General features: G+C 63.6%; 25 protein-coding genes and 1 pseudogene. 15 read left to right on the forward strand and 11 right to left on the reverse strand.

Features of this window, described 5'->3' with window-relative positions; genetic code table 11:
• The first annotated feature begins 18 nt into the window (after nt 1-18).
• On the forward strand, nt 19-972 hold the full coding sequence (locus HB634_RS01940) for a HipA domain-containing protein (RefSeq protein WP_345777446.1): 954 nt from the start codon (nt 19-21) through the stop codon (nt 970-972).
• 8 nt (nt 973-980) lie between these two features.
• Here the strand turns inward: HB634_RS01940 and maiA are convergent, their stop codons facing one another.
• Complete coding sequence (maiA, locus tag HB634_RS01945) at nt 981-1,640, reverse strand: maleylacetoacetate isomerase (RefSeq protein ID WP_213947311.1); 660 nt, start codon at nt 1,638-1,640, stop codon at nt 981-983.
• Nucleotides 1,641-1,764: 124 nt separating this feature from the next.
• On the opposite strand from maiA, the gene HB634_RS01950 reads away from it, so the two are divergent.
• Both HB634_RS01950 and HB634_RS01955 read left to right on the forward strand, forming a co-directional pair.
• Nucleotides 1,765-2,040 (forward strand): helix-turn-helix domain-containing protein, encoded by a 276-nt coding sequence (locus tag HB634_RS01950; protein WP_213947312.1) that lies wholly within the window; start codon nt 1,765-1,767, stop codon nt 2,038-2,040.
• Nucleotides 2,040-3,365 (forward strand): type II toxin-antitoxin system HipA family toxin, encoded by a 1,326-nt coding sequence (locus HB634_RS01955; RefSeq protein ID WP_213947313.1) that lies wholly within the window; start codon nt 2,040-2,042, stop codon nt 3,363-3,365. Before HB634_RS01950 ends, HB634_RS01955 begins: the two co-directional genes overlap by 1 nt.
• 17 nt (nt 3,366-3,382) lie before the next feature.
• Here HB634_RS01955 and HB634_RS01960 read toward each other — a convergent pair whose 3' ends face one another.
• From HB634_RS01960 to HB634_RS01970, 3 genes are read right to left on the reverse strand one after another with little or no spacing between them, the layout of a single operon-like run.
• Entirely contained in the window at nt 3,383-4,264 is an 882-nt protein-coding gene (locus tag HB634_RS01960) for a hypothetical protein (RefSeq protein WP_213947314.1), read from the reverse strand.
• Complete coding sequence (trxC, locus tag HB634_RS01965; protein ID WP_345777447.1) at nt 4,261-4,746, reverse strand: thioredoxin TrxC; 486 nt, start codon at nt 4,744-4,746, stop codon at nt 4,261-4,263. The genes HB634_RS01960 and trxC overlap by 4 nt, the downstream gene beginning before the upstream one ends.
• Nucleotides 4,712-5,920, reverse strand: coding sequence for an MFS transporter (locus HB634_RS01970; protein ID WP_213947315.1), 1,209 nt, complete (start codon nt 5,918-5,920; stop codon nt 4,712-4,714). Before HB634_RS01970 ends, trxC begins: the two co-directional genes overlap by 35 nt.
• 100 nt (nt 5,921-6,020) lie before the next feature.
• Between HB634_RS01970 and HB634_RS01975 the strand changes: the two genes are divergently transcribed.
• Nucleotides 6,021-6,467, forward strand: coding sequence for a helix-turn-helix domain-containing protein (locus HB634_RS01975; protein ID WP_345777448.1), 447 nt, complete (start codon nt 6,021-6,023; stop codon nt 6,465-6,467).
• 14 nt (nt 6,468-6,481) lie between these two features.
• Here the strand turns inward: HB634_RS01975 and HB634_RS01980 are convergent, their stop codons facing one another.
• Complete coding sequence (locus tag HB634_RS01980; protein WP_255548315.1) at nt 6,482-7,372, reverse strand: LysR family transcriptional regulator; 891 nt, start codon at nt 7,370-7,372, stop codon at nt 6,482-6,484.
• 233 nt (nt 7,373-7,605) lie between these two features.
• On the opposite strand from HB634_RS01980, the gene HB634_RS01985 reads away from it, so the two are divergent.
• From HB634_RS01985 to HB634_RS02005, 5 genes and pseudogenes are all read left to right on the forward strand, one after another.
• A complete protein-coding gene (locus HB634_RS01985) occupies nt 7,606-8,619 on the forward strand; it encodes an aldo/keto reductase (RefSeq protein WP_213947317.1) in 1,014 nt (337 codons plus the stop codon).
• Between the two features lie 70 nt (nt 8,620-8,689).
• Nucleotides 8,690-9,790: pseudogene (locus HB634_RS01990) on the forward strand (NADH:flavin oxidoreductase/NADH oxidase); the annotation flags it as partial.
• A 154-nt stretch (nt 9,791-9,944) separates the two neighbouring features.
• Nucleotides 9,945-10,406: a nuclear transport factor 2 family protein gene (locus tag HB634_RS01995; protein WP_063571900.1), complete on the forward strand. Its 462-nt coding sequence runs from the start codon at nt 9,945-9,947 to the stop codon at nt 10,404-10,406.
• A complete protein-coding gene (locus HB634_RS02000; RefSeq protein ID WP_063571901.1) occupies nt 10,406-10,978 on the forward strand; it encodes a TetR/AcrR family transcriptional regulator in 573 nt (190 codons plus the stop codon). The genes HB634_RS01995 and HB634_RS02000 overlap by 1 nt, the downstream gene beginning before the upstream one ends.
• An 18-nt stretch (nt 10,979-10,996) precedes the next feature.
• Complete coding sequence (locus tag HB634_RS02005) at nt 10,997-11,548, forward strand: DNA-3-methyladenine glycosylase I (protein WP_063571902.1); 552 nt, start codon at nt 10,997-10,999, stop codon at nt 11,546-11,548.
• A 92-nt stretch (nt 11,549-11,640) separates the two neighbouring features.
• Here HB634_RS02005 and HB634_RS02010 read toward each other — a convergent pair whose 3' ends face one another.
• The 3 genes from HB634_RS02010 to HB634_RS02020 form a co-directional block, all read right to left on the reverse strand.
• Complete coding sequence (locus HB634_RS02010) at nt 11,641-14,430, reverse strand: TonB-dependent receptor (protein WP_213947319.1); 2,790 nt, start codon at nt 14,428-14,430, stop codon at nt 11,641-11,643.
• 438 nt (nt 14,431-14,868) lie between these two features.
• Entirely contained in the window at nt 14,869-15,825 is a 957-nt protein-coding gene (locus HB634_RS02015) for a cupin domain-containing protein (protein ID WP_213947320.1), read from the reverse strand.
• A 188-nt stretch (nt 15,826-16,013) separates the two neighbouring features.
• Nucleotides 16,014-16,481: a carboxymuconolactone decarboxylase family protein gene (locus HB634_RS02020; protein WP_063571905.1), complete on the reverse strand. Its 468-nt coding sequence runs from the start codon at nt 16,479-16,481 to the stop codon at nt 16,014-16,016.
• Between the two features lie 109 nt (nt 16,482-16,590).
• Here HB634_RS02020 and HB634_RS02025 point away from each other — a divergent pair, with 109 nt between their 5' ends.
• Complete coding sequence (locus HB634_RS02025) at nt 16,591-17,997, forward strand: PLP-dependent aminotransferase family protein (RefSeq protein WP_213947321.1); 1,407 nt, start codon at nt 16,591-16,593, stop codon at nt 17,995-17,997.
• A 35-nt stretch (nt 17,998-18,032) separates the two neighbouring features.
• Complete coding sequence (gene tadA / locus HB634_RS02030) at nt 18,033-18,524, forward strand: tRNA adenosine(34) deaminase TadA (protein WP_345777461.1); 492 nt, start codon at nt 18,033-18,035, stop codon at nt 18,522-18,524.
• On the opposite strand, the gene HB634_RS02035 is transcribed toward tadA, so the two are convergent.
• Nucleotides 18,521-19,339 carry an NAD-dependent protein deacetylase gene (locus HB634_RS02035; RefSeq protein ID WP_345777462.1) on the reverse strand — a complete coding sequence of 273 codons (819 nt, stop codon included), beginning with the start codon at nt 19,337-19,339 and terminating at the stop codon, nt 18,521-18,523. The two genes, tadA and HB634_RS02035, sit on opposite strands and share 4 nt — an antisense overlap.
• Nucleotides 19,340-19,358: 19 nt before the next feature.
• Nucleotides 19,359-20,213, reverse strand: coding sequence for a hypothetical protein (locus tag HB634_RS02040; RefSeq protein ID WP_213947323.1), 855 nt, complete (start codon nt 20,211-20,213; stop codon nt 19,359-19,361).
• Nucleotides 20,214-20,285: 72 nt separating this feature from the next.
• Here HB634_RS02040 and HB634_RS02045 point away from each other — a divergent pair, with 72 nt between their 5' ends.
• From HB634_RS02045 to yjjX, 4 genes are all read left to right on the forward strand, one after another.
• Nucleotides 20,286-20,924, forward strand: a complete 639-nt coding sequence (locus tag HB634_RS02045) for a response regulator transcription factor (protein ID WP_063573082.1) — start codon at nt 20,286-20,288, stop codon at nt 20,922-20,924.
• A gap of 151 nt (nt 20,925-21,075) precedes the next feature.
• Complete coding sequence (gene pgm, locus HB634_RS02050; protein WP_213947324.1) at nt 21,076-22,716, forward strand: phosphoglucomutase (alpha-D-glucose-1,6-bisphosphate-dependent); 1,641 nt, start codon at nt 21,076-21,078, stop codon at nt 22,714-22,716.
• A gap of 71 nt (nt 22,717-22,787) precedes the next feature.
• Complete coding sequence (locus tag HB634_RS23005; RefSeq protein WP_345777449.1) at nt 22,788-24,698, forward strand: methyl-accepting chemotaxis protein; 1,911 nt, start codon at nt 22,788-22,790, stop codon at nt 24,696-24,698.
• Between the two features lie 52 nt (nt 24,699-24,750).
• On the forward strand, nt 24,751-25,317 hold the full coding sequence (gene yjjX / locus HB634_RS02060) for an inosine/xanthosine triphosphatase (protein ID WP_213947325.1): 567 nt from the start codon (nt 24,751-24,753) through the stop codon (nt 25,315-25,317).
• 159 nt (nt 25,318-25,476) lie between these two features.
• Here the strand turns inward: yjjX and HB634_RS02065 are convergent, their stop codons facing one another.
• Nucleotides 25,477-26,223 carry a glucose 1-dehydrogenase gene (locus HB634_RS02065; RefSeq protein WP_213947326.1) on the reverse strand — a complete coding sequence of 249 codons (747 nt, stop codon included), beginning with the start codon at nt 26,221-26,223 and terminating at the stop codon, nt 25,477-25,479.
• Between the last annotated feature and the right edge of the window lie 118 nt (nt 26,224-26,341).

Here is a 26,341-nt window from a genome sequence, read left to right on the forward strand (position 1 = left end):
GAGCACGCGGGACGTCGTGTGCGAACCTTGGGTGAGCTGGATTATCTACTGGGCGTCTCCGACGAAACTCGACTTGGCGCCATGCGTTTTCGCCGGGTTGGGGAAGACATCTTCCAGGCGCCCGATCGCGGCGTTCCTCCCGTTGTGGAGCTGGGTCGTCTTCTTCAGGTTACCGAACGACTTCTGAGAGACGAGGAAACCGATGAGGATCTGAGGCTGATCTTCGCCCCTGGGTCCTCACTGGGCGGCGCAAGGCCAAAGGCCTCGGTGATCGATCAGCATGACCACCTGTCGATCGCGAAGTTTCCCAAGGACAACGACGAATACAGCATCGAGACCTGGGAAGAGGTGGCTCTCCGTCTTGCCGAGCGTGCGGGTATCGAAACGCCTCATCACGAGCTCGTCCAGATCGCGGGAAAAGCGGTCCTTTTGTCGCGTCGATTCGATCGCCGGGGCACGGCTCGTACGCCGTTCCTTTCCGCCATGTCGATGCTCGGGGCACGTGACGGCGAGCGCGGTAGCTATCCCGAGCTTGCCGACGCCCTGGCGGCACACGGTGCAAGAGCGCGCGCCGATGCGGAGCAGTTGTACCTCCGCGTCGTCTTCAGTGTCCTCATCTCGAACGTCGACGATCACCTACGCAATCACGGTTTCCTGTGGCAAGGAAGTGACGGCTGGATCCTGTCGCCCGCGTACGACCTGAATCCGACACCAGTCGACATGAAGGCACGTGTCCTGGCAACGAACATCGATCTCGACGAAGCGACGTGCTCGGTCGATTTGCTCGAGAGCGCTTCAGGGTTCTTTGGCCTTCAGCTATCCGTGGCACGCAAGATCATTCGTGGCGTGGCCGAGGTGACCAAGACATGGCGGGATGTCGCTCGTGAGGTAGGTAGTCGTGAAGCGGAGATCCGCCGGATGGAGAGCGCCTTCGAGCACGACGATCTGGAGAAAGCGCTTAGCGTCGGCTAGTTCCTGCCTCAGTGATGCACCTTTGCAGTCTTCGCTCCAGGTTGCCGCAACGGATGTGAATCGGCGAACGCCGGCAGCTCGAAGCAGCGCTTTCCCAGTGCCGTCACCTGGGGAAACGCCGTAACGTCCAGTTGATAAAGCTCGGCCAGGACGATCTGACCGGCGACGCAGATATCGGCGATCGTTGGCGTGGCACCCAGTGCGAACGGTGCAGCGGGGCGTCGCGTAAGAAGCCGTTCGTAGGTGGCAAGACCTTCCGTCGTCCAATGCTTGCACCATGCCTCGATCGCTGCCGTATCGGCGCCGAATGCTTCGCCGAGTTGCTTGCGCACGCGCGGCACGATCAACGGATGGGCATCGGCGACGGAAACCAGGGCGAGTGACCGGGCATAGGCTCGCTCTTTTGCATCTACCGGCAGGATGCGCGGCTCTGCCTGGATTTCGTCGAGATACTCCATGATCGCCAGAGACTGGAAAATGCGGTGTCCGTCGTGAACCAGGGTGGGCACGACATGCCCCGCATTCACCGCGGCGTAGTCGGGATCGAACTGTCGTCCGGACAAGATGTCGATGTCGATTTCTTCGAAGGGCAGTTTCTTCAACGCAAGAGCGACCCGGACACGGAACGCCGCGTTCGAGCGCCAGAAACCGTAGAGTTGGATGGTCATGGGATGGGTCCTTGCAAGCAGGAATATTTACTATATCCAATAAATGGATACTATACACCAGAGCCAATATCTGGTAAAAAATGGCTATAGCCAATAATTTGCGGCGACCGTCTGAGGTGCCTCCGTGGACTATCCCATCCAGATTTCAAACCAGCTGCGCGAGTATCTACGTGCACTCCGAAAGGAGCGCGGACTGACGCAGGCGGCTCTTGGTCAACTCGTCGGGGTAGGTCAGGCCAGAATCGCGGAGATCGAGAATAACCCGGGCGTCGTCAGCATCGATCAGTTAATGAAGCTCCTTTCGGCGCTCCGGGTCTCCCTGGTATTGCGTGAGGGCGGTTCACCGCCGAGCCTTCAGGCGACAGGGGAGTCCATCACATCCCGAAAGGGTGACTGGTAATGGCGACATTGAACGCATGGATGAACGGTGAGCACGTTGGGATGTGGCGGGTCGATCGCGGGTCTCACACCTTCGCCTATGCGCCGTCCTGGCTGGAATCCGACAGGGCGCGACCCCTTTCCCTGTCATTACCGTTCACTCCGACGCTCACCGTCACCGGTTCTGTCGTCGAGAATTACTTCGATAACCTGTTGCCCGACAACGATCGTATTCGCGAGCGTATTGGCAGGAGATTCGGCACCCGCTCGCTCGATGCCTTTACGCTACTCGAGGCGATCGGTCGCGACTGCGTGGGCGCCGTACAGTTACTTCCCGACAACTCGGTGCCAGATGGCTGGAACCGTGTCGTATCTGAACCACTGAGCGAGGCCCAGGTCGCTGCGACGCTTCGCTCTGTCCCCATGGATCCGGCAGCCTTTGCCCGTGACGGGACGCCTCCTTTTCGAATTTCACTGGCGGGTGCTCAAGAAAAAACGGCGCTTGCCCTGATCGCCGGAAGGTGGTGCAGGCCGCTCGGCGCCACGCCAAGTACCCACATTTTCAAGCTTCCTTTGGGGGTGATCGCCAATGCGAGTCGGATCGAAATGTTCGATTCGGTCGAGAATGAGTGGCTTTGCGCCCAAATCATCCATTCTCTCGGACTCCCCGCAGCCCGCACGGATATGGCGACATTCGGGGACCAGCGCGCCCTGATCGTCGAACGCTTCGATCGGGTATGGGCATCTGATGACTCGTGGATCGTCCGTTTGCCGCAGGAAGACTTCTGCCAGGCCTTTGGCTTGCCACCCCGACTGAAGTATGAGGACGACGGTGGCCCATCGATGTCCGATGGACTCACGTTGCTTTCAGGCAGTTCAGATGCGGAAGCAGACCGGCTCGTCTTTCAACTGGCACAGCTGGCATTTTGGATGATGGCTGCCCCGGACGGGCATGCAAAGAATTTTTCTATCTTTTTGCGACAGGGGAATGCTTACAACATGACCCCCTTATACGACGTCTTGTCCATATGGCCGTATATCGGCAAGAAGAGCAGGCAGCTGCACACACGCGACGTTCGCCTCGCGATGGCGCTTAGGTCGAAGAACGCGCACTACCATGTCTTCACGATTCATGCGCGTCACTGGCGCGCGCTGGCGCGGAAAAATGGCGGCCCTGCCGTGTGGGAGGCCATGGTTGCCTTCGTCGAACGCGTTGAGGGCGCTCTTGACGACGTCGAGTCACGCTTGCCCGCTGGTTTTCCTGACAGGATCTGGGAGCCTGTTTCTCGCGGCATGAGAAAGCAAGCGCAGCTCTTTCTGTCAGAGGCTGCCGCGATGAACGGATAGACCATGCCCGTGAAAGGCTAGTTGCGAACCTTCCGCCCCAACCACCGCGCCAGGTTCGTCACATAAAGCTCCGTCGACCGCTTCGCCGCGGGTGTCGCACGCAATGTGCCGCCGGGCGCCTCGCTGACAAAACTCGGCTTCCCATGGTCCGGGTCCCAGTTGTAGTCGGCAAAGTGATGAAACGTCGATTGCGCCACGGCCGGGCCCATGCCGTCAGGTTGCGGCTCGAACGCCACGGCGATGGCAAACGGAGTTCCGGTCACTTCACTCTTTCCCGTCGCGATCACGCGAGCGCTGGCGTCGTCAGGCGGCGCCGTGACGTCACCTTCGTGCGGATGGGAGGGCAGGTAGCGAAGCGCACTTCCGGGTGCATCGGGATCGGCCAGGATCGGGTGCACGTCACCCACGGGCGCGATCTCCTGGAAGTCGCCATTGGCGCCGGAGTGGAAGTTTGGCCAGAGAATGGCCGTGGTGTACGGGTCGTCGATGACGCGGCGTGTCGTATCCGGATCCGGATTGTGGGTATGGAAGTGATGGGCCTTGCCCACGCCCTGGAGGTCGCAGACGGAGCAGCCGAGATCCATGTGATCGCGTGCGACCAGGAGGCCGCCGCCGCGCTGACGAAACCGGTCGATCGCCGCGCGTTCGTCGTCATTCAGGCCGTTGCCGACATCCACGGCGAACAACCACAGCTGGTCGAAATCGCTGCTGTCGAGACTGCCCAGGACGGGGTCGGTCGACCCGGGAGGCGCCCCTCGATCTCGTGCCACCACGTCGTAGAGAGGTTTGCCGTCCGCCGCGCGCGCACGGCCGAGCAATTCACGAAGCAGCGAAAAGCGCGCGATGCTCCAGTCGTCTGCGGTCGGTTCGATGGTGGTCTGTAGAAGTATGCGTTTCATAAATGAGCCTGAGAGAGCGCATTACCGATCCACTGCACGATGGCCTGGGTCGGCATGGCGCCCGATGTTCGGGCGATTTCTCGTCCTTTGTGAATCATGATCATGGTGGGAATGCTACGGACGGCATAACGGCTGGACACCTCCGGCATGGCTTCGGTATCGAGCTTGGCCATGCGGACGCGCGGCTCGAGCACCTTCGCGGCGGCTTCGAAATTCGGGCTCATCGTGCGACAGGGTCCGCACCAGGCGGCCCAGAAATCGATGACCACCGGCAACTCGCTTTTCAGCGTATGTCGCTCGAAGTTCGCCGCCGTCATCTCGACGGCCCTGCCCGGAAAGAGACTGTTATGGCACGTGCCGCACTTCGGGTCTTGTCCCATCCTGACACGCGGCACGCGATTGAGCGCCGCGTCGACGGGGCAGGCGACGATCACCGAATCGGGCTGACTATTCGCCGCGGAGGGTACAGGTTGTTCGGCCACGCGCGGTTCCTCGTTCAAGCGTTGCGATCCAGAAAATCATGGCCGCCAGGCTGACGGCGGCGCCAAGCAGGCAGACGCCCGACCATCCGCTCGTCGCGTAGACCGACGTCGTCGCGATGGCGCCCAGGCCGCTGCCCGACGCGTAAAAGAGCATGTATACACCCACCATACGACTGTGCGCGTCGGGCCGTCTTGTGAAGATCATGCTCTGGTTCGTTACATGAATCGCCTGGGCACCCAGATCGAGCAAGACAATCCCGACCAGGAGCGCCCCGAGCGAAGCGCTCATCCATGACAGCGGAACCCATGCTGTCATCAACAGCACCAGCGCAACGGCCGTTGTGCGCTCGCCGAGCCCCCGGTCCGCCCAGCGACCGGCACGTGCGGCGGCGAGTGCGCCCAGGGCGCCCACCAGTCCGAACGCGCCGATCGCCGTATGAGAGTACCCGTAGGGTGACCCGCTCAGCGGCAACACCAGCGCGCTCCAGAAAATATTCAGTGCCGCGAACATGAGCATGGCGAGCGTTCCACGGACGCGAAGCACGCGTTCCGTGCGCAGCAACTCGATCATGGAGGCGAGCAGTCGTGGATAGCACAGCGGTTCGGAAGCGGCAGGCAGGCGGGGCAGTGCGCGCCACAACAGGCCCGCCAGGATGACCATGGTCGCGGCCGAACTCATGTAGACCGCGCGCCAGCCCGCGAGGTCACTGATGCCGCCGGCGAGAACGCGAGCCAGCAACAGTCCGACGAACACGCCCGATTGTGCCGCGCCGACGACACGACCGCGTTCGTCCGCTGCGGCCGCCGAGGCCGCATAGGCAATCAAGCCCTGTGTCATCGCCGTACCGAGCAGCCCGATGCCGAGCATGCCGGCCAGCAGTGCCCACGGTGACGAGGCGAGGGTCACGCCGATCAGCACCAGCGCGAGGGTCAGGGCCTGGGCCAGCATGAGCCGTCGGCGATTCCACAGATCGCCCAGGGGCACGAGAAGCAGCAAGGCAAGCGCGGAGCCGACCTGCGTGGCCAGTACGACGCTGCCGATGGCCGCACGGCTGATCGAGAAATCGTCGGCCAGAGCGTCCAGCAAGGGCTGGGCATAGTAGACATTGGCGACGCTCAGACCACTCGCGCAGGCGAACAGTGCGACGAGGCTGCGGGGTAGTGGCCCGGACATGGCGTTCCTTCAATCAAGTTTTAAATTGAAACTAGTTGAAGGTTAGGATTCGTGGTTGCAAAATGCAACTGGTGCGCCACGAAGCGCCGGAGGAGATCCCGTGTCCGACCAACCCCTGGCAAATGATCGAACGTGTCCCGTCGGCCGCTCGCTCGACGTCATCGGCGACCGCTGGTCCCTGCTTATCGTTCGCGATGCGTTTGACGGCGTCAGTCGCTTTGGCGACTTCCAGCGCGGACTGGGTGTGGCCCGCAACATCCTTGCCGATCGGCTGCGCAAGCTGATCGAGGCCGAGGTCCTGGTTAGCCAGCCAGCCGCCGATGGCAGCGCCTATCAGGAATACGTCCTCACCCCGAAAGGTGAGAGCCTCTTCCCGGTCGTCGTCGCATTACGTCAGTGGGGCGAGAAACATCTCTTCGACCGCGGCGAGAAATTCTCTCGCCTGATCGACACGGACACCGGCAAACCCGTGCCCGCCATGATGCCGCGTACGGCCTCAGGGAGTCCGCTTTCCCCGGGACAGACAAGAGTGAAGAAGGTCGTCTGAGCCGTTCCCCGGGTTCAGTCCTGGCGATACCAATCCTCCGATGCCGGCACCCTTTCGGCGAGAAAATCCACGAAGGCGCGGACGCGGGTTGCCAGGTGTTCGTGCCCTACGAAGACGGCATGGGTGACCTGCCGTTCACCCGCGTTGAAGGCCTCGAGGATCGGCACCAGTCGCCCTGCGGCGATGTCCCGCTCCACGTGGTACGACGACAGCCGTGCGATACCCAGTCCGTCGACGGCCATGCGCCGCAGCGTCTCGCCGTTGTTTGCCTGGAAGTTTCCGCTGATCGGCACGGGCCGGCTCTTGCCGGTCGCGGGGTCCAGGAACGGCCACGCATTGAATGAGCGGCCCAGGTTGAAGACCAGGCAGTTATGACCTTCGAGATCCTCGGGGCTGCCCGGCATGCCACGTCGTTCCAGATACGCCGGCGAGGCAAACACTACGTGGCCCGCCTCGCTGATCTTGCGTGCCTTCAGGCCGGAGTCGGGCAGCACACCGACGCGTATGGCCACGTCGGCGCGGTCTTCCACCAGGTCGACAATGTTGTCGTTGAGGGAAAGGTCGAGCTCGACCAGCGGGTAGGCGGCGAGGAATTCAGGGATCAACGGAACGATCTTGCGCACGCCGAATGACACAGACGCATTCACGCGAAGTTTTCCCGAGGGCGCCGCCGCGCCGCCATGGGCGACAAGACGTTCGGTCTCGTCGATATCGGCCAATACCCGCAAGGCGCGCGCGTAATAGGTTTCGCCTTCCGGGGTGAGCTGCAGGGTACGCGTGGTGCGCACGATCAGTCGCGTGCCGAGCCGGCTTTCCAGTCGCGCCACGAGCTTGCTGATCGCCGAGGGCGACAAGCCGAAACTCCGTGCCGCGCCCGCGAAGCTGCCGGACTGGACGACCCGCATGAAGGCCTCCATTTCTCCCGCGCGGTTGTCCATAAGTCACCTATTCGTGAATCGAGGGCATGAGTGTCGATAGCCGGGCCCGTCTTGCCGCTGGCACCGGCGAGTTTCATATTACTCGTCGTAAGCCGTGGTGGCGCCCGCTGGCGCACGCGAGAGTGAGGTCGTTCCTGGTCATATTCGTGATGATACGGAACGAATCCCGCCACGGTACCTATTCGATCTGGAGACACACCATGACCATCCGCGACAAACTTCTGGCTGGCCCGTTGGGCTTCGGTACCGCCCCGCTGGGCAACATGTTCCGCAACATTCCCGAGGACGAGGCTGCCGCCACCGTCGAGGCCGCCTGGGAGCAGGGCACCCGCTTCTTCGACACCGCGCCGTTCTATGGCGCCGGCCTCGCCGAGATTCGTCTGGGCCAGATGCTGGCCAGGCACCCGCGTGACGAATACACCCTGAGCACCAAGGTCGGTCGTATCGTTCTGGACGAGCTGGAAACCGGCGCCCGGGACCTGGGCGAGAAGGGTGGCGTGTTCGAGTTTGGTCGCCCGAACAAAGTCGTCGACGACTACACGGAAAAAGGCACCTACCAGTCCATCGAGGACAGCCTGAAGCGCATGAACGTGGGTCATATCGATTTTGTCTGGGTGCACGACATCGCGCAGGACTTCTACGGCGACGAGTGGCTGGGCAAGTTCGAGATCGCACGCACCGGCGCGTTCCGCGCGCTGGATCGCATGCGCGACGAAGGCGTCATCAAGGGCTGGGGACTGGGCGTGAACAAGACCGAGCCGGTGGAGCTCCTGCTGGATCTGGCCAACGCACGACCGGATGCCACGCTGCTCGCCGGGCGCTACACATTGCTCGATCACGCCCACGCGCTCCAGCGCCTGATGCCAGCGGCTGCCGCAAAGGGCGTCGACATCGTCGTCGGCGGCCCGTACAGCTCGGGCATCCTGGCCGGTGGCGCCCACTTTGAATACCAGGCGGCGTCGCCGGAAATCATCGCTCGCGTCGAAAAGATCAAGGCGCTGGCAGCCCGTCACGACGTTCCGGTGAAGGCGGCGGCGGTGCAGTTCGTGCTGGCCCATCCTGCGGTAGCGGCGGTGATTCCCGGTGCCAGCAAACCATCGCGCATTGCCGAAGACCACGCCGCGCTCAAGGCCGTCATCCCCGGCGACTTCTGGCGCGAGATGCGCCAGCAAGGCCTGGTGTCGCCGGAAGCGCCGTTGCCCGGCGACGCCTGAGCGCCCTTTTTTTCAAGCAACCGATACCCCAACACGGGTATCAAGTATCTGGTTTCCGAGGAGACACCCCATGGCGCAACCCGCGCTGTTCAAACCGATCCGTGTACGCAACCTCGACCTGACCAACCGGATCGTGATCGCGCCGATGTGCCAGTACTCGGCCGTGGACGGCCAGATGAACGACTGGCACCTGATGCACCTGGGTCAGCTCGCCAACTCGGGTGCCGCCCTGGTGACGATCGAAGCCACGGCCGTGCTGCCCGAGGCGCGGATCACCTGGGCCGACGTGGGCTTGTACGACGACGCGACGGAAGCCGCCATGCGGCGCACGCTGGAAGGCGTGCGCAAGTGGTCCAACGTGCCCATCGCGATCCAGCTCAACCACGCGGGGCGCAAAGCGTCGACTGACACACCCTGGGTCGGCGGCGCCCAGCTGGCGCCGGATGACGCCCATGGTTGGCAAACCGAGGCACCGTCGGCCGTGGCCTTCCTCGACGACTATGTGCCGCCCACGGCGCTGGACCGTGATGGCCTGGCCCGTGTCCGCGACGCCTTCGCCGCCGCTGCGGTGCGGGCCGCGCGGCTGGATATCGATGTCGTCCAGTTGCACGGGGCGCATGGCTACCTGCTGCATCAGTTTCTCTCGCCGATCTCCAACCAGCGGACCGACGAATACGGCGGGTCGCTGGAAAACCGCATGCGCTTCCCCCTCGAGGTATTCGACGCCGTCCGCGGGGCATTCCCCGCCGATCGTCCCGTCACGATGCGCGTGTCGGCGACGGATTGGGTCGAGGGCGGCTGGGACCTGGAGCAAACCCTCGTGTTCGCCCGTGCCCTCGAAGACCACGGCTGCGATGCCATCCATGTGTCGACGGGCGGTCTCGATGCCGCGCAGAAGATCCCCGTGGGCCCCAGCTACCAGGTGCCCTTCGCCCGCGCGGTGAAGCAAGCGGTGAAGATGCCCGTCGTCGCCGTCGGCCTGATCACCGAAGCCGAGCAGGCAGAGGCCATCGTGGCCACAGGCGACGCGGACATGATCGCCCTGGCGCGCACGGTGCTGTTCGATCCACGCTGGCCCTGGCACGCGGCTGCCCAGTTGGGCGGGCAGATTCACCATCCGCCGAAGCAATACCTGCGGTCACAGCCGTCGCGTTTCCGGCATCTGTTCGCTGTGCCGGAACATATGGCCGCCGAGGCGGGCTGGACCGAAGACGGTGAAGGTCGTCTGCTTTAACCCGCTTACGGACTGCTGCGACAAGATGCGCCAAGCGCGCCAGTGTACCGATCGGTACACTGGCGACTCCTCAACGCTGGAGTGCCTCCCGATGGCCGCGCCTGTCCCTCCGTTCAATCACGAATCCGCCGTGCAGAAGGTCCGTCTTGCCGAAGACGGCTGGAATAGTCGCGACCCTGCAAGGGTGGCCCTCGCTTACACCGTCGACAGCCAGTGGCGGAATCGCGCCGAGTTCGTCACCGGCCGCGAGGCAGTCGTCGCCTTCCTTACGCGCAAGTGGCAGAAAGAGCAGGATTACCGGTTGATCAAGGAGCTGTGGGCCTTTACCGGCGATCGCATCGCCGTGCGCTTCGCCTATGAATGGCACGACGACAGCGGTAACTGGTTCCGCTCCTACGGTAACGAGAACTGGGAGTTCGACGCCGCGGGCGAGATGCACCATCGCTATGCATGCATCAACGATCTCCCCATCGCCGAGAGCGAGCGCAAGTTCCACTGGCCGCTGGGACGTCGCCCGGATGATCACCCGGGTCTTTCCGACCTGGGACTCTGATGGCCCGCGTCGTCTTCGAACGAGCCGATGTCATACCCCTGGTCGCGGATGCCTTCCGCGAGCTGGGGTATGACGGCGCGAGCATGAGTCGGATCACGGAGCGCACCGGGCTGGGCAAAAGCAGCCTTTATCATTTCTTCCCCGGCGGCAAGGAGGAGATGGCGGCAGTCGTGCTGGCCGATGTAGACGACTGGTTCGAGCGACATATCTTCGTGACCTTGCGTGAGGGTGAGCCGCATGGGGCCATCGCCGCCATGTGGCGTGAGGTGGACAGGTATTTCCAGTCCGGAGGCCGCGTATGCCTGGTCGGGGCGTTCGCCCTGGACCAGACCCGCGATCGCTTCGCGACGGCGATATCCGGCTACTTCGTACGCTGGATCGAGGCGTTGGCATCGGCCCTGGTTCGACTGGGCCGAAGTGCGGAGGAGGCGAGCGAGCAGGCGGAGGATATCGTTCTCGGCATTCAGGGTGCGCTGATGCTGTCGCGTGCGAAACGCGACCCCGCATCGTTTCGCGCCGCGTTGCATCGGATGGCGCGCCGCCTCGGAACACCGCATCATGCCGACCTGTGACAAACCTGGGGTCGATCGATGAGCAAGGAAATCAAGCGCTGCACGTGGGCCGGTAGTGATCCGCTTTACACCGACTACCACGACAAGGAATGGGGCGTGCCCTTGCACGACTCGCGCATGTTGTGGGAACAGTTGATGCTGGAAGGCTTCCAGGCGGGCCTGGCGTGGATCACCGTGCTGCGCAAGCGCGAAACCTTCCGCAAGGCGTTCAAGGGGTTCGACCCGGCGAAGGTGGCGCGTTTTACCGAGAAAGACATCCTGCGCCTTCTGGAGGATCCGGGCATCATCCGTTCGCGTGCAAAGATCGAAGCGACCATCAACGGTGCGCGCGTCTACGAAGAGATGAAGGCGCGCGGCGAGACCTTCGATGCCTATTGCTGGTCGTTTACCGAGGGCAAGGTATTGCGCGGCGACGGACGCACGGTGCATGCACAGACGCCGTTGTCGGTGACGATCTCGAAGGACCTCAAGAAGCGCGGCTTCAAGTTCGTCGGTCCGACCATCACCTACGCCTGGATGCAGGCGGTCGGTATCGTCGACGACCACGCGCTCGGTTGTTTCCGGCGGTGAGTCGGTAAGGCAGGCGTTTTCACGGAAAAAGAAGTGACGCGCGGGTTGCCCCACGCGCCACTTCCTGAGACTTCAGACTTCGAACAGCCTGATTACAGCTTGACCTTCACACCCAGGTTGAAGAACCGGCCGATAGCGCCGTCCTGGGCATACGTCGGGTTGTAGTTGACGCCGGCATAGTTGGCCACGTCCAGCGGCGCCTTTCGGTCGAACGCGTTCATGACCGAAGCGGTTACGGCGATCTTCGGTGTGAACTGGTAGCTGCTGGTGAGGTTGAATTCGGTGAACGAACCGACCGTGCAGCTGGAATAGCCATCGGGGATGCAGTCACTGCCATACACGTCCGGCGCCGTGTTCTTCATGCCACTGGTGTGATAGAAGGTCCCGGTGAGGGTGAGGTTGTTCCAGATCATGGTGTTCGACCACGACTCACGATATCGCGGCGTACCGGCGCCTGAAGACAGGTTGTAAGGACCGTGCGTGCCCGCGAACGATTCCACCGTGCCATCGGGCAGCGTCAGCCTCCAGGAAAAGATATCCGTACCGCTGAAGTCGGAGATGTACTGGATACCGTTACCGAAGGTGAAATGCGCCTGCAGGTCGACATCCAGGCCATCGGTCTTCAGGGAGTTGGCATTGATGTAGCTTCCGATCACTTCGATCGGACGTGCCAGGGCGTTGGGATTGAGCGGATCGGGCTTATCGGCGATCACCTGCGTGCCCGCGGGCAAGGCCTGCCCCGCATAGTACGCATCCAGAATCGAGCTCGGATCGGTCGATGTAATCACATCGGTTTTCTTGATGTGATAGTAGTCGAACGACGCATTCAGCCATGAGGTCGGCTGCAAGACGACGCCCAACGTATAGCTCTTCGCCCGCTCCGGCTTGATGGCCTTGTTGGCGTCGGTGAACTGGGCCAGCTGGTACGCCTGCACGTAGCCGTTGTTGCCATGTTCCGCAGCGAAGGATGCCGGCGGGTTGTACGTGACGAAACCTTCGTTGGAGCTCGAACCGTTCTCGGAGAAGCTCGGCGCACGCACACCCTTGGAGAACGTGCCGCGCACCGCCAGCCAGTCGAGCGGCTTCCACTTCAGACCCAGCTTGGGCGCGAACTCGGTGCCGATATCCGAATAATGATCGACGCGGCCGGACAAGTCCGCCTCCAGCGATTCGAGCAAGGGCGCGTCGAACTCGAGGTACGCGCCTTCGACATCGCGGCTACCCTTGGTCTGCGCATTGCCCAGGCCCTGGAACTCGTTACCCGGATTCAGTGAGGGATCGTTCTGTGCTTCGTGGCGCAGTTGGATACCCGCTGCCACACCCAGCGCGCCACCGGGCAAGTCGAACAAGCTGCGATTGGCGGCGAGGTCGACGGCATCAAGGTCCGAGGTCGAGGTCTTGTTGTAGCCCGGCGCCAGGGAGTTACGTACCGCCGAACTGTTCGACGCCGGATTGAGGAAATTGTAACTGCCGGTGTTGATCGCGTTGATCAGGCCGGCGTACTGCAGGTAACCGTACAGCTGGGTATCCAGGCTGGTGTGGTTGAGGACGAGTGCCGCGTCGTAGTTCCATTCGCCCCATGTGCCTGCGACATCGCCAACAATGCGAAGGTTGTGATTATCGTAGGTGCCACCGCGGGGGATATCGCCGAACGCGTAGTTGAGCAGCGCCGCCTGGCCACTCGACGCGAACGGATTGTTCGGGTTGAGGCTGCCATTGCTCAGATACACCGGCAAGGCAATATTGTTGGTGTTGTTTGGCGTCGAACTCTGGATCTGGGCCGGGGCGGCGACCGCATCCGTTTTCGTCTCCATGTAGCTGAGCGACACGTACGCTTTGGTGGTGTCGTTGATCTTCACGGTGAAGCGGCCATAGACGCCGCCTTCCTTCGTCTTGGCCTGGATCTGGGTGTACTGCGCCGTCGTGTTCTGCTGGCAGTAGGTACCCGACTTATCGGTGGTAAGGGTGCCTTTGGCGCCGCAGCCACCCGTCAGCAGGCTGGCGGTGGCACCGTCGTTCGGAATACCCGTCGTGACGTCGCCTGGCGTACCCAGCGTGCCGGGCGTCACCGAACCGTAGATCGAACCTGAGCCGTTGGCCGGCTGACCCGCCTGGAGATTGGCGCCGCCGATGCGACTCAGGTCCTCGGTGTTGTAAGGAAAACTGCGGTCACCCGCCTGGATCGCGTTGTCCTCTTCAAACTGCGCGCTGAAGTAAGCGTTGTAACCGTCCTTGTTCAGATCGCCGCCGCCAGCAAGGAAGGTACCCTTGCGCGTAAAGCCACCACCGTGGGCAGAGTTGCCGACGTCAGCCGACGCTTCCACACCCTGGTAGCCAGGTTTGAGGATCACGTTGACCACACCGGCGATGGCATCGGCGCCGTACAGCGAGGAGGCGCCGTCCTTCAGCACTTCAATGCGGTCGACCGCGGCCAGCGGGATCGTATTCAGATCGACGAAGGAGCGCTCGCCATCGTCGGCGACGGCATAGTTGGCGGCACGATGGCCGTCGATCAGTACCAGGGTGGAGTTCACCGTCAGGCCACGCAGGGCCACACCCGACGAGCCTGCGGCAAAGCCGTTGGTGAAGGCGTTCGGAATGGAACCACTGTTGTCGGCGGAGATAGAACGCACCACGTCGGAAATGGTGGTGTAGCCGCTGCGGGCGATGTCCTTGGCCGAGATCGTGGTCACCGGCGAAGCGGTTTCCGTATCGATACGCGGAATGGCCGAGCCGGTCACCGTAATGGTCTGCAGGGTGCTGGGGTTGGTGCTGGTGTCCTGCGGGGCCGCATCAGTGCTGGCGGCCTGTGCCCACGCGGTACTTGCGACCGGAGTGAGAAGGAGCGTGGCCAAGGCGCACGCGAGCTTGTTACGTTTCATGATCACGACCCTTATGCTTATTTCAGGCAATGCGAGCTCGCCCCGACACGGTGGTCAGGTGGCTGAAGGCATTGGTAATAACGAGGTCGTTAGTAGGGGAAGGCCTCGTCTGAGATCGAGTCTTTCATCATCACCAGGCGTATACAAGCAATTAACACGCGCGCTAAGACTTGCGGCTGAGTGCTCGTTTTTATGCAGATCGCAGGGGTGTGCGAATGAGCGGATGGCGAATCAGCAGCCTTATCCGTGCGTTACCGATGCGTCTCGTAATATGTAATTTTTCCGCCGCCTCGAAATCCCACGTTGGTTTCGTTTTCATTTCGGCTAAATGAATGGTTGGCAACGGGGCGTTGAACTGAGACACGAATGTCACCTGCGCGTAAATGCAGGAAGTGGACATCGTCGATGACCACGCGCTCGGTCAATTCAGGCGGTGACTCAGTAAGAGCCGGGCGGGGCCTTCTCGCCGAGCCAGCCTTCCTCGGGGCGCTTGTGCGCTTTCAGTCCCTGCCAGAAGGTCAGCGCGCGCAGCGTCCATTGCCGGCTGATCGCCAGGGCAAGTCCCAGCGGCACTTTCAGGGCATCGCGTAGAGGCGACACACCCGGATACGTCGGCGTGACGCGCAGGTATTTCCTGCATACGCGGTTGAACTGATGCACACGGGCGAGATGCACCGTGTGCTTCGTATAGAAGGTGACACCGATGGAGACGGACACGCCGTCGCCCGGTGTCGCCCAGTCCGTGGTGGTTCGGGTCATGTGGGGGGAGGTGGTCGGGAAGTACACGCCGTCGCCGGGCCCGCTATCGAACTCATGGCTCGATGCGAGCGAGGAATCCTTGAGCTTCACATCGCGCAGCGTGTGGCTCACGATGAAGTCTTCGACGTGGGCGGCGGTAACGGCATCGCGGTCGGTTGGCTCCCAGACGCTAAGCACCTTCCTGCCATGCAACTGGAGCCAGAAATTGTTCTCGCGATCGATGTGGAAGGGCGTGACCGACGGCGGCGCGGAGATAAAGATGAATCCGGTGACGTTGAAAATGCCCGGCTGCTCGCGCTCGATCGTTGCCCGTACGCCGTCGATGATGGCTTCGAGCAGCGCGCGGTATCGCGGTATCGCCTCCACGTTATAGAGCGCAATCCACGAGCCGGTCTCTTCGATTCGCTCGAAGACGTCGTCGATATCGCGTCCGTCCGGATGCCGTGCGTCGTGGCGGAACGCCGAGGCCTGGGTCATGCCGGGCTTGACGAACCGGCACTTCTCCAGCGGCATGAGTTCCTTCGCCAGCCGTGCGAGCGCCGGTAACTGGAACAGGGGATGTTTATCGAAATCGTGGCGCAGCCGGTTGATCCGGTGCGTCGAGAATCCCTGTGGGTCGAGAGGCTGTACGCCCATGTTGATCGCTCCCCTGATGGCCAGAGCCGCCCTGCCAGGCATAGGAGAAGCGTCGTACTAACTTGCGGGCTTCGCTATCGGGCGCACGGTCTAACCGCAAGGTATTGCGTAAATCTACGGAGTGATCTGCCTCCGGCACGAAAACGGAAAGGGGCCCGAAGGCCCCTTTGTTCATGTCCGAATAGGTGTCACGCCGCCCTGGCAAGCCTCGAAGCCGTCACCGGCTTATTACGAAAGGCCACCCCCATCCGGTTGAAGGCGCTCATCAGCGCAATCGCGGTGGAGAGATCGGCGAGCTCTTTTTCGCCGAACTCAGCGGCGGCGGCAGCGTAGTCGGCATCCGGCACGCCGGTGTCGGCGACCAGGGCAACCGACTCCGCCCAGGCCAGCGCGGCCTGTTCGCGCGTGCTGAAGACATCGCCTGATTCACGCCAGGCGGCGGTCAGGATCAGCTTCTCGAAGGGGACGCCATGCTTGTGCATGTCTTGCGAGTGCATGTCGATGCAGTAGGCACAGCCGTTGATCTGCGAGACACGAAGGAAAACGAGGTCGACGAGGTTCTTGTCCAGGCCGCTCTGCGAGAGGTAGCCGTAGACGGCGACAAAGCCCTTCATGGCGTCGGGAGCGATCTTCATGTAGTCGATGCGGTTGCTCATGGTGCGTACTCCGGCAGAGGAAATGGATGGTCGGTATGGGTATAGCTTGCGATCGGAACGGGCCATCCGAAAGAGCCAAGAATGTTCTTCTTCGATGTACCATCCGGCGATGGACGGTTCCTTCGGCATTTCCCTCGACCGCGCAGGACGGCTCTCGCTGTCCGAGCAGATCGCGGACGGTATCCGCGCGGCCATCCGCGAGGGGCGGCTGGCGCCCGGCGCGCGGTTGCCTTCGTGGAACGACCTCGCCATCCAGCTCGGCGTGGCCCGGGGCACCGTGCGCACGGCCTACGAACGGCTGGCCGATGGCCAGTTCATCGTTGCAGCGGGCGCTGCTGGAACGCGTGTCGCGCGGCGTCCGCCCGCCATGCGGCCGGAGCCGGAGGCTCCCCGGCCCCGTCGGGCTTTCGGCGCCTTCGCGTCCGGCCCGACGTTGCCGGCGCCGTTTCAGGTGGGGGTGCCCGCGGCGGATCTTTTCCCGGCGGCGTTGTGGTCGCGCATGCTCGCCCAGGCGGCGCGCGATGCCGCGATGATGCCGGCTGGCTATCCCGATCCACGTGGCGAGCCGAAGCTGCGTGCGGAGATAGCGGGTTACCTCGCGGTGGCGCGTGGCTTCGCCTGTCAGCCTTCCCAGGTGTTCGTCACCAACGGTTACGCGGGCGCCCTGAGCATCACCCTGCGCGCGCTCAAGCTGCACGGTGCGCACGCGTGGGTCGAAGATCCCGGCTACCCCTTCGCACGGACAGCCCTCGCCTGGGCCGGACTCACCTGCGTGCCGGTGCCTGTGGACGGCGAGGGCCTGGACGTGGCCGCTGGCATGGCACGCGCCCCGGATGCGCGCGTGGCCCTGGTCACGCCAGGTCAGCAGGCCCCGCTGGGCGTGACGCTTTCCCTGGATCGACGGCATGCCCTGCTGGACTGGGCCCACGCGGGCGACCGCTGGATTGTCGAGGACGACTACCTCGGCGAGCTCCAACTGGCCCGGCGTGCGGCACCCGCACTGGCATCGATGGACGCCAGGCGGGTCGTCCATATCGGCACCTTCAGCAAAACGATGTCGCCCGCGCTACGGGTGGGCTATCTGGTCGTGCCGCTCGATCTGGTCGGTCAGGTGACCGAGGTGGTGGGCACGCTGGATCCCGCGCCGCCCCCTTCCGTCCAGCTGGCGCTGGAGGCGTACATGCGCGACGGCCATTACCTGCGTCACCTGCGCCGTATGAAGCGTGCCTATGCCGAGCGGCGGGATGCCCTGGTGACGGCGTTGAACGGGTTGGGGATCGATCATGAGTCCGCTGGCCTCGCGATCCACATCCGCTTGCCCGAGGGCATGGACGATGTCAGCGTGGCCCGCGACGCACTGGCCGAATACCTTTCACCGATTCCGGTGTCCCCCTGGTACGCGGGTGGGGTTGAGTCGCGAAGCGGATTGCTTCTGGGTGTCACCAATGTGCCGCCCGAACACGCGGCAGCGTTCGCCGAGCGTCTCTGGCGGATCGTGCAACGCCAGGGCGCGTGAGATAATCACGCTTTCAACGGAAACATCGTTTGTCCATCATCCCCGACATCCTGCCGGTTCCGACCGACTCCTTCACCGACGCCGACCGTGCGTGGATGGCGCGCGCACTCGCGCTGGCCGAGCACGCGCGCGACGCCGAAGGTGAGGTGCCCGTGGGCGCCGTGCTGGTCATGGATGGCGTGGCGGTCGGCGAAGGCTGGAACCGGAATATCACGCTCAACGATCCGACCGCGCACGCGGAGATCCAGGCCTTGCGAGCGGCGGGGCAGGCGGTGTCGAACTATCGTTTTCCGGGGTCCACGCTGTATGTGACGCTGGAGCCTTGCGCCATGTGTGCCATGGCCATGGTGCATGCCCGCGTCGGCCGTGTCGTGTTCGGGGCAACAGACCCCAAGACAGGCGCGGCGGGCAGTGTGTTCGATACGCTGGTTTCCGATCGGCACAACCACCGGGTGGACGTACAGGGTGGTCTGGAAGCCGGACCCGCCAGTGACATGCTGCGCCAGTTCTTTCGCGCGCGACGCTAAGCGTAAGGCGCGAGCGCTTCCGCGCACGATTGCTCGATCTTCAGCGTCAGCAGTGCATCGGCGCGTGTCACACCGAGGTTGACCGACGCGATGGGTAGCCCGCGCCGGGAGGCTTCGAGCACGAAGCGGTAACCCGAATAGACCATCAGCGATGAGCCCACCACGAGCATGGCATCTGCCCGGCCCAGATGAGCCCACGCGGTGTCGACACGTGCGCGCGGCACGTTCTCGCCGAAGTACACGACATCGGGCTTGAGGATCCCGCCACACACTGTGCATGCGGGAATCTCGAAGTGGGAGAAGTCCACCCCGTCGAGATCGGCGTCGCCGTCGGGTGCGATGGTGGCATGAAGGTCCAGCCACGTTGGGTTGGCGGCTTCAAGTCGTGACTGCATGGTGTCGCGACGGGTGATATCCCCGCATTGCATGCAGCGCACGCGGTCGAGCCGCCCGTGCAGATCCACGACGTTGATGCTCCCGGCGGCCTCATGCAGGCCGTCGACATTCTGCGTGAGCAACAGCTCGATGCGCCCGGTGTGCTCCATGGCGGCAAGGGCTCGATGGGCCACGTTCGGCTGCACGCTACCAAAGTGTCGCCAGCCGATCATGCCCCGCGCCCAGTACCGTGCCCGCGCGGGCGGACCGCTCATGAACATCTGCAGGGTCATCGGCGGGCTGCGTTTCCAGGCGCCCTGGACATCGCGGTAGTCGGGAATGCCTGAGTCCGTGCTGATGCCCGCACCCGTGACGACGAACAGGCGCGAGTACGTCTGCAGGAACGCGCGAAGCGGGTCGTCGGTCTCTTGGGCGGGCAGGGTATTCACGGCCGTGAAACTATAGCCGATCGCTGTCGCGGTGTTCGCGTAGCAGGTCCAGGATGGCCGCGGCGTCATCGCCGAAGTCACGGACCGAACGGTCGATCGCTTCGTGGCGGCCGTTGGCGAGATCACGCTCCAACAGCAACCCGACCTGCGCCAGGCCGCTGGCTTCGGCCATACCGAGCACGCCCGCCACGCGATGTAGCCAGGCCTGGAGATGGTCGCTGCCAGCCTTCGCCAGCAGGCCGTCGAGATCGGCGAGGTCGCGGCTAAGCGCATGGTCCAGCGATGCGATCACTTCGGCCAGTGCCGCCTGGCCTCCGAGGGTGCACCTGAGCGCCTCGATGTCGACGTGCGGCACGCGTCGTGGCATCGAAAAGGTCATTTCGACGATGACGCGCGTACCGAAGTCGGCGCCCGACTCGATCTGGAGCCGACCGCCAAGGTGCGCGAGGGTGGCGGCGGGTATGAGGAATTTCGGATCGCTGGCCGTCGTGGCTTCGCCATCATCGGCGACGGTGAGATGCACCGTCTGGCTGGTCCGCGTCTCGCCCACGAGGTCGACCTGCAGGGCGGCGTAGCCACCTGCGGCGACATCGATCGCACGCTCCAGCAGGTAACCGACGACGCCTCCCAGTTCATCCATCGCACCCGTCAGATCGGGCGCCACGGCAGGGTCCACGTCCAGTTCCAGTGTCGTTTGGCGGGCGCGGGCCAGGGGGGCATAGCGACGACCGAGGTGGGCGAGTAGCGCGGGCAGGTCATCGATCGCGCGGTGCCGACGGAATCGGGAAACAAGGCGTCCGAGTCGTCGCGAGAGGCACGCGAACGCGTGTCGCGAGCTTGGCGTACGCGGGTGCGATGTGCTCAACTTCGCGCCCCGTAGGTGGCGCCCCGGAAACGCTTGCCACGGTAGGGACCGCACATCGGGAAAGGATCACTCATGGTGTACCGCGTTATCCTGGCCGACGATCACCCCGTCGTGCTTAAAGGCCTCAGCCTGGCGTTGGCAAAAGACGGTCTCGCGACCATTGTCGGCGAAGCGCAATCGCCCGACGAACTGCTCGCGCTGCTTGGTGAAGTGGCTTGCGATGCACTGATCACCGACTTCAGCATGCCCGCGCCGGGTCGCGACGGCCTGGCGCTGCTCGCCGACGTGCGCGCGCGCTTTCCCGAGATGCCGGTGATGGTCATCACGACGCTTGCCAACCCGGCTCTTTACCGCGAAATCCTTGCGACGGGTGTCCGCGGCTTGATCGGCAAATCCGGCGATGCACGGGAAATTCCGGAGGCGCTGGTGGAGATCGTGTCGAACCATGTCTACCTCGGATCATCGGTACGGGCGTTACTCGGTGCACCGCCGGGCACGCCGATGGGAAAGTCGGGAACCCTGGCAGACCTGTCACCACGAGAGTTGACCATCCTTCGCCTGTTCGCCGGCGGCAACAGCGTGACGGACATCGCCCGGGAAACCGGGCGGGGCCTGTCGACCATCAGCCAGCAGAAGACCAATGCGATGCGCAAGCTCGGACTCGAGACGGACGCGGAGATCTTCGAGTACATCGATCGGTTGCGACTCTAAGACGCCTGGGCGAGGGACCGCCGTGACGATAGCGGCAGGACAACGCCCGGACCATGGAAGAATTCTGAAAACGTTGACAACCCATCACATGACGCGGCCTACAATGTCGGGTCGAGGTGCCGCGTGGGCACCGTCCAAGGAGATAGCATCGGTGAGCGCCAAGATCAGTCCGTTCGCGGGCAAGCCCGCAACAGAAGTTCCGTCGGTCGACATCGCTGCGCTCCTTGCCGCCTACCACGATCTGCGGCCGGACCCTTCGGTCCCCGAGCAGCGCGTGGTGTTCGGAACGTCCGGTCACCGAGGTTCCTCCTTCGATCGCTCGTTCAACGAGTGGCACGTCTGGGCCGTGGTGCAGGCTATCTGCGAGTACCGGGCGCAGGCGGGTATCGACGGTCCTCTCTTCGTCGGCATCGACACCCACGCGCTGTCCGGGCCCGCCTACGAGAGCACCCTCGAGGTGCTTGCCGCGAACGGCGTCCAGGCGCTTGTGTCGACGGCCGGCGAGTTCACGCCGACGCCTGCCGTGTCGCATGCCATTCTTGCGTTCAATCATGGGCGCGACCGCGGCAAGGCCGATGGCATCGTGATCACGCCGTCACATAACCCGCCCGAAAGCGGCGGCATCAAATACAACCCTCCCCATGGCGGTCCCGCGGACACCGATGCCACCTCATGGATCGCTGCGCGTGCGAACGTGCTGATCGAGGGCGATATTCGCGACGTGAAGCGCTTTACGTTCGCACAGGCGCGGCAGGCCGCCACGACGCGCGAGTACGATTTCCGCGAGCGCTACGTAGAAGACCTGGGCGACGTGCTCGACCTCGAGGTGATCCGCGGCAGCGGCGTTCGCATGGGGGTGGATCCACTCGGCGGCGCCGGTGTGCACTACTGGGGGATGATCGGCGAGCGCTACGGGCTGGATCTCACGGTCGTCAGTGACGTGGTCGACCCCACGTTCTCCTTCATGTCGCTGGACTGGGACGGACGCGTTCGCATGGATCCGTCGTCGTCGTACGCCATGCAGCGCCTCATCGGGCTCAAGGACAAGTTCGACGTCGCCTTCGCCTGTGACACCGACCACGACCGCCACGGTGTCGTCGCACCCAGCGCAGGGCTCATGCAGGCGAACAGCTACCTCGCCACGGCGGCGTGGTACCTGTTCCAGAACCGTCCGGGCTGGCGCGATGACGCCGCCGTGGGCAAGACCGCCGTGAGTACGGGGCTGCTCGATCGTATCGCGAAGCATCTGCGCCGGCCGTTGCTCGAGGTGCCCGTGGGCTTCAAGTATTTCGTTTCAGGCCTCTACGACGGCAGCCTGGGCTTCGGCTGCGAAGAAAGCGCGGGTGCCTCGTTCCTGACTCGAAACGCGGCGGCCTGGTCGACCGACAAGGACGGCATCGCCGCGGCACTGTTGGCGGGTGAAATGACGGCGAAGCTGGGGCGCGATCCCGGCCTGATATACCGCCAGATCACCGACACGCTGGGCGATCCCGCCAACGCGCGTATCGATGCGCCCGCCACCCATGCCCAGAAGAGCCGCCTGTCCAAGTTGGCCCCCGAGCAGGTCACCTCGAAGACGCTGGCCGGCGACCCCATCGTCGCGATCGTGAACCAGGCCAACGGGCAGGCGATCGGCGGCATCAAGGTCATGTCGGATCAGGCCTGGTTTGCGGCCCGGCCGTCAGGAACCGAGGACATCTACAAGGTCTACGGCGAGAGCTTCCGTGGCAAGGAACATCTGGCCAAGGTGCTTGAAGAGGCCCAGGCGATGGTCGACGGCGCGCTCGGCTAGGTGCTTTCGGCCTAAAGAAACGCGAAGTCGCGCCGAAATGGGTGTTCCACATCCCCGATCCGGCCGCCTTCGTGAATCTTTTTCGTTCCACCCAGACAAGGTATACCGCCTTCGTCCTGGCGTATTTTCTTGCGCTCGTCGTCCTGACCTTCGTTGTGATCCGGCTGTACGTGACGCCCGACCTTCGTCGCAGCGAGGCCGAACTGGTCGGTCGCAATGTGGACGAGATTGGTCTTGCCATCACCAACAAGCTGCACCAGGTCGAGGCGCAGCAGCGCAGCATCACGCAGAGCGTGGCGCTGATGGACAGCGCCTCGATCGACCGGTTGCAGCCTGGCCTTGTCGACCAGTACGGCGACCAGGACGTATTTGGCGGCGGTATCTGGCCGTTGCCGTTCAAGCGCGAGGCCACGAAGGAGCGTGACAGCACGTTCTTCGCGCGCGATGCCGCCACCGGCAAGCTTGTCGTCAACACCCACTGGAACCAGCCCGATGCCCTGAAGTACTGGGAGCAGAGCTGGTACAAGAACGGCCTGACCGCGCCGCGCGGACATTGCCTCTGGGCGGACGCCTATAAGGACGCCGCCAGTGCGCAGCCGCGCACGAATTGCGCCATGGCCATCTACCAGGGCGACGAGATCTTCGGCGTCTCCACGGTGGATGTCACGTTGGGCTTCTTCAATCGTCTCGTCGCCGACATGGAAGGCAAGGTGCATGGCCAGATCCTGATCGTCGAGCCGAACGGTACGATCGTCAGTAACACCACCTATATCAAGGACGAGATCGTCCTGAAAAAGCTGGCCGACCTCGCGGCGACGTCGCCGATGATCGCGCAGGTCAAGGACGCCATGCCCGAGCTGGGCAAGGCAAAGCAGGTCGAGCGCGACTACGTGGACGGCGAATCGCAGACGCTGTTCCTGCGACCGATCGTGGGGACACCATGGGTGCTTGCGACGAGCCTGCCCACGCGCCTGCTCACACAGGACAGCAGCCGGATCATGACCAAGCTGGCCGAAGTGCAGCTACCGCTCGCCCTTCTGCTGCTGGCGGCGCTCATCTTCGGTATTCGCCTGCTGATGAAACAGCTGGACACGTTGAAGGACAACATCGAAGAGCTCAATTCGGGCGAAGCCGACCTCGCACGTCGCCTGCCTGCGGGCAGCGGTAGCGAGTACAACGCCGTGGTCGACAGCTTCAACCGTTTCATTGCCCGCCTGCAGGACATGATGCGCCGCGTGCAATCGAGCTCGACGGCGATCTCGTCGGCGGCCACCCAGATCGCCAGCGGCAACATGGATCTCTCGCAGCGCACCGAGGAGCAGGCCAGCTCGCTGGAAGAAACCGCGGCCTCGATGGAAGAGCTCACCGCTACGGTGCGACAGAACGCCGAGAACGCCAAGCAGGCCAATACACTGGCGCGCGCCGCCGCCGCCGCGGCGCATCGTGGCAGCGATGTCGTCGCCCAGGTGGTCACGACGATGGGCGCGATCAGCGACTCGTCGGCGAAGATCGCCGATATCGTCAGCGTCATCGATGGCATCGCCTTCCAGACCAACCTGCTCGCACTGAACGCGGCGGTGGAAGCGGCACGCGCTGGCGAGCAGGGGCGTGGTTTTGCGGTGGTCGCCGGTGAAGTGCGCAGCCTCGCGCAGAGTTCGGCATCGGCAGCGCGTGACATCAAGGCGCTGATTGCCGGGTCGGCGGACGACGTGTCACTTGGCGCCGAGCTGGTCAAGCGCACCGGTGCGAGCATGAGTGAGCTCACGGGCAACGTCACCCGTGTTGCCGCCTTCATGGAAGAGATCATGGCTGCCAGCCAGGAGCAGAGCCAGGGCATCGATGAGGTCAGCCGCACGGTGACCCAGCTGGACGACATGACGCAGCAGAACGCGGCCCTTGTTGAAGAAGCTGCCGCGGCAGCCAAGGCGATGGAAGAACAGACGCATAGGCTGGAAGAGGTAGTCGGCGGTTTCCGGCTCTAAAGTGCTGGGTGCGGCTGGTAGTATCGCAGCCGTCCCCAACAGGTTTCCGTCGATGTCCGCCAACACTACGGCGCCGATCCGCGTACTCGTCGGTTCGCGCAACCCCGTCAAGATCGGCGCTGTGCGCAATGCACTGGCGCCGCTGTTTCCCGGCAGGCTATTGGAATGCGAGGGTATGCACGCACCGTCCGGCGTGCCCGACCAGCCGATGACCGCCGCAGAGACTCGCCAAGGTGCGGTCAACCGGATGAACTTCTGCCGGCAACACGGAGACGCGGATTTCTACGTCGCCCTTGAGGGCGGCGTGGATGTGACCGAGGATGGCCCCGGCACGTTCGGCTATGTCGCGATAGCCAGCCTTGGCTATGTGTCGGTCGGCTGTAGCGCATGGTTGCCGCTGCCACCGGCCGTGTATGAAGCCTTGCTCGACGGCGAAGAACTCGGCCATGTCATGGACCGGTTGTTCGGCACGGTCAACATCAAGCAGCAGGGCGGGGCGATCGGCCTGGTCACCAACGGGCATGCGACGCGCGAAGGCGCGTACACGCAGGCCTTGGTGCTGGCGATGGCTCCGTTTCTGCACCCGGAGCTTTATGGGCTGGGGGATTCGGCGGATTGAGGTGGGTTGAGGTGGATTGAGGCGAAGAGCTTCGCCGATGAATCGGCTCCTACCGGGCAGGCACGGCCCAAGCAGGGCACGGCCCAGGCGGGGCGCAACCCAAGCGGGGAACGACACCCCGCTCGGTAGGTGCCGATTTATCGGCGATGCTTTTGACGCTTAGCGCATGCCACCCGACGCGACGATCAGCTCGCCGGTCAGCCAGCCTGCGTCGTCCGAGGCAAGGAAGGTGACGATCGGCGCGATGTCGCCTACCTGGCCAATGCGGCCGAGCGGGGTCTGGCCGGCGGCCCAGGCCTCGAAGTCCGAACCGATGAAGCCGGCCGTCTCGGTGCCTTCGGTCTGCACCATGCCCGGGTTGACCGAGTTCACACGGATGCCGCGCGGACCCAGTTCGCGGGAAAGCACGCCGGTGATAGCGTCGACGGCGCCCTTGGTACCCGTGTAGACGGCGCTCTCGGCGGGCGTGATGCGAGTCACGGCCGAACCGATGTTGATGATGCTGCCGCCCTTGCCGAGGTGCTTCGAAGCAGCCTGGCTGACCTGGATCACGCCGAGCACGTTGACGTTGAAGGTGCGGTGGAACAGTTCTTCGGTCGTCGTGTCGATCGAGGCGAACTCGTAGACGCCCGAGTTGTTCACAAGGATGTCCAGACGGCCAAAGTGTTCGATGGCGGCATTGACGATGCCCTCGGCATCTTTCTGCTTGGACACGTCGCCACCGACGGCGATGGCCTTGCCACCCGCGGCCTGGATCTCGGCGACGACCTTGTCGGCACCGGCCTTGCTCGAGGCGTAGTTGACGACGACGGCGGCGCCCTCGGCAGCCAGCGACTTGGCAATGGCGGCGCCGATGCCCTTGGAAGCGCCCGTGACGACCGCGACTTTCTCTTTCAGCTTGCTCATGGTTCGGTGTTCCCTGGTGGTTGGATGAAATAGCTCCAGCCATGCATGGGGACGCTATGTCACCACCTGTCATACGTGGCCGGTCATAACACTTATGCCGCCCACGCAAGATTCATTT

The organism is Luteibacter sp. dw_328 (assembly GCF_018449605.1).
Taxonomy (GTDB): Bacteria; Pseudomonadota; Gammaproteobacteria; order Xanthomonadales; family Rhodanobacteraceae; genus Luteibacter.

Excerpts from the sequence above, each read along its gene's own strand:
- HB634_RS01960 (WP_213947314.1), bottom strand. The coding sequence starts at position 4,264 with ATGAAACGCATACTTCTACAGACCACCATCGAACCGACCGCAGACGAC.
- maiA (WP_213947311.1), bottom strand. The coding sequence starts at position 1,640 with ATGACCATCCAACTCTACGGTTTCTGGCGCTCGAACGCGGCGTTCCGT.
- HB634_RS01980 (WP_255548315.1), bottom strand. The coding sequence starts at position 7,372 with ATGCGGGTCGTCCAGTCCGGCAGCTTCGCGGGCGCGGCACGGAGTTTC.
- HB634_RS02005 (WP_063571902.1), top strand. The coding sequence starts at position 10,997 with ATGAGCAAGGAAATCAAGCGCTGCACGTGGGCCGGTAGTGATCCGCTT.
- HB634_RS01970 (WP_213947315.1), bottom strand. The coding sequence starts at position 5,920 with ATGTCCGGGCCACTACCCCGCAGCCTCGTCGCACTGTTCGCCTGCGCG.
- HB634_RS02000 (WP_063571901.1), top strand. The coding sequence starts at position 10,406 with ATGGCCCGCGTCGTCTTCGAACGAGCCGATGTCATACCCCTGGTCGCG.
- HB634_RS01995 (WP_063571900.1), top strand. The coding sequence starts at position 9,945 with ATGGCCGCGCCTGTCCCTCCGTTCAATCACGAATCCGCCGTGCAGAAG.
- HB634_RS02065 (WP_213947326.1), bottom strand. The coding sequence starts at position 26,223 with ATGAGCAAGCTGAAAGAGAAAGTCGCGGTCGTCACGGGCGCTTCCAAG.
- HB634_RS02015 (WP_213947320.1), bottom strand. The coding sequence starts at position 15,825 with ATGGGCGTACAGCCTCTCGACCCACAGGGATTCTCGACGCACCGGATC.
- HB634_RS01985 (WP_213947317.1), top strand. The coding sequence starts at position 7,606 with ATGACCATCCGCGACAAACTTCTGGCTGGCCCGTTGGGCTTCGGTACC.
- HB634_RS02025 (WP_213947321.1), top strand. The coding sequence starts at position 16,591 with ATGGACGGTTCCTTCGGCATTTCCCTCGACCGCGCAGGACGGCTCTCG.
- HB634_RS01955 (WP_213947313.1), top strand. The coding sequence starts at position 2,040 with ATGGCGACATTGAACGCATGGATGAACGGTGAGCACGTTGGGATGTGG.
- HB634_RS02020 (WP_063571905.1), bottom strand. The coding sequence starts at position 16,481 with ATGAGCAACCGCATCGACTACATGAAGATCGCTCCCGACGCCATGAAG.
- HB634_RS02045 (WP_063573082.1), top strand. The coding sequence starts at position 20,286 with ATGGTGTACCGCGTTATCCTGGCCGACGATCACCCCGTCGTGCTTAAA.
- HB634_RS02010 (WP_213947319.1), bottom strand. The coding sequence starts at position 14,430 with ATGAAACGTAACAAGCTCGCGTGCGCCTTGGCCACGCTCCTTCTCACT.
- yjjX (WP_213947325.1), top strand. The coding sequence starts at position 24,751 with ATGTCCGCCAACACTACGGCGCCGATCCGCGTACTCGTCGGTTCGCGC.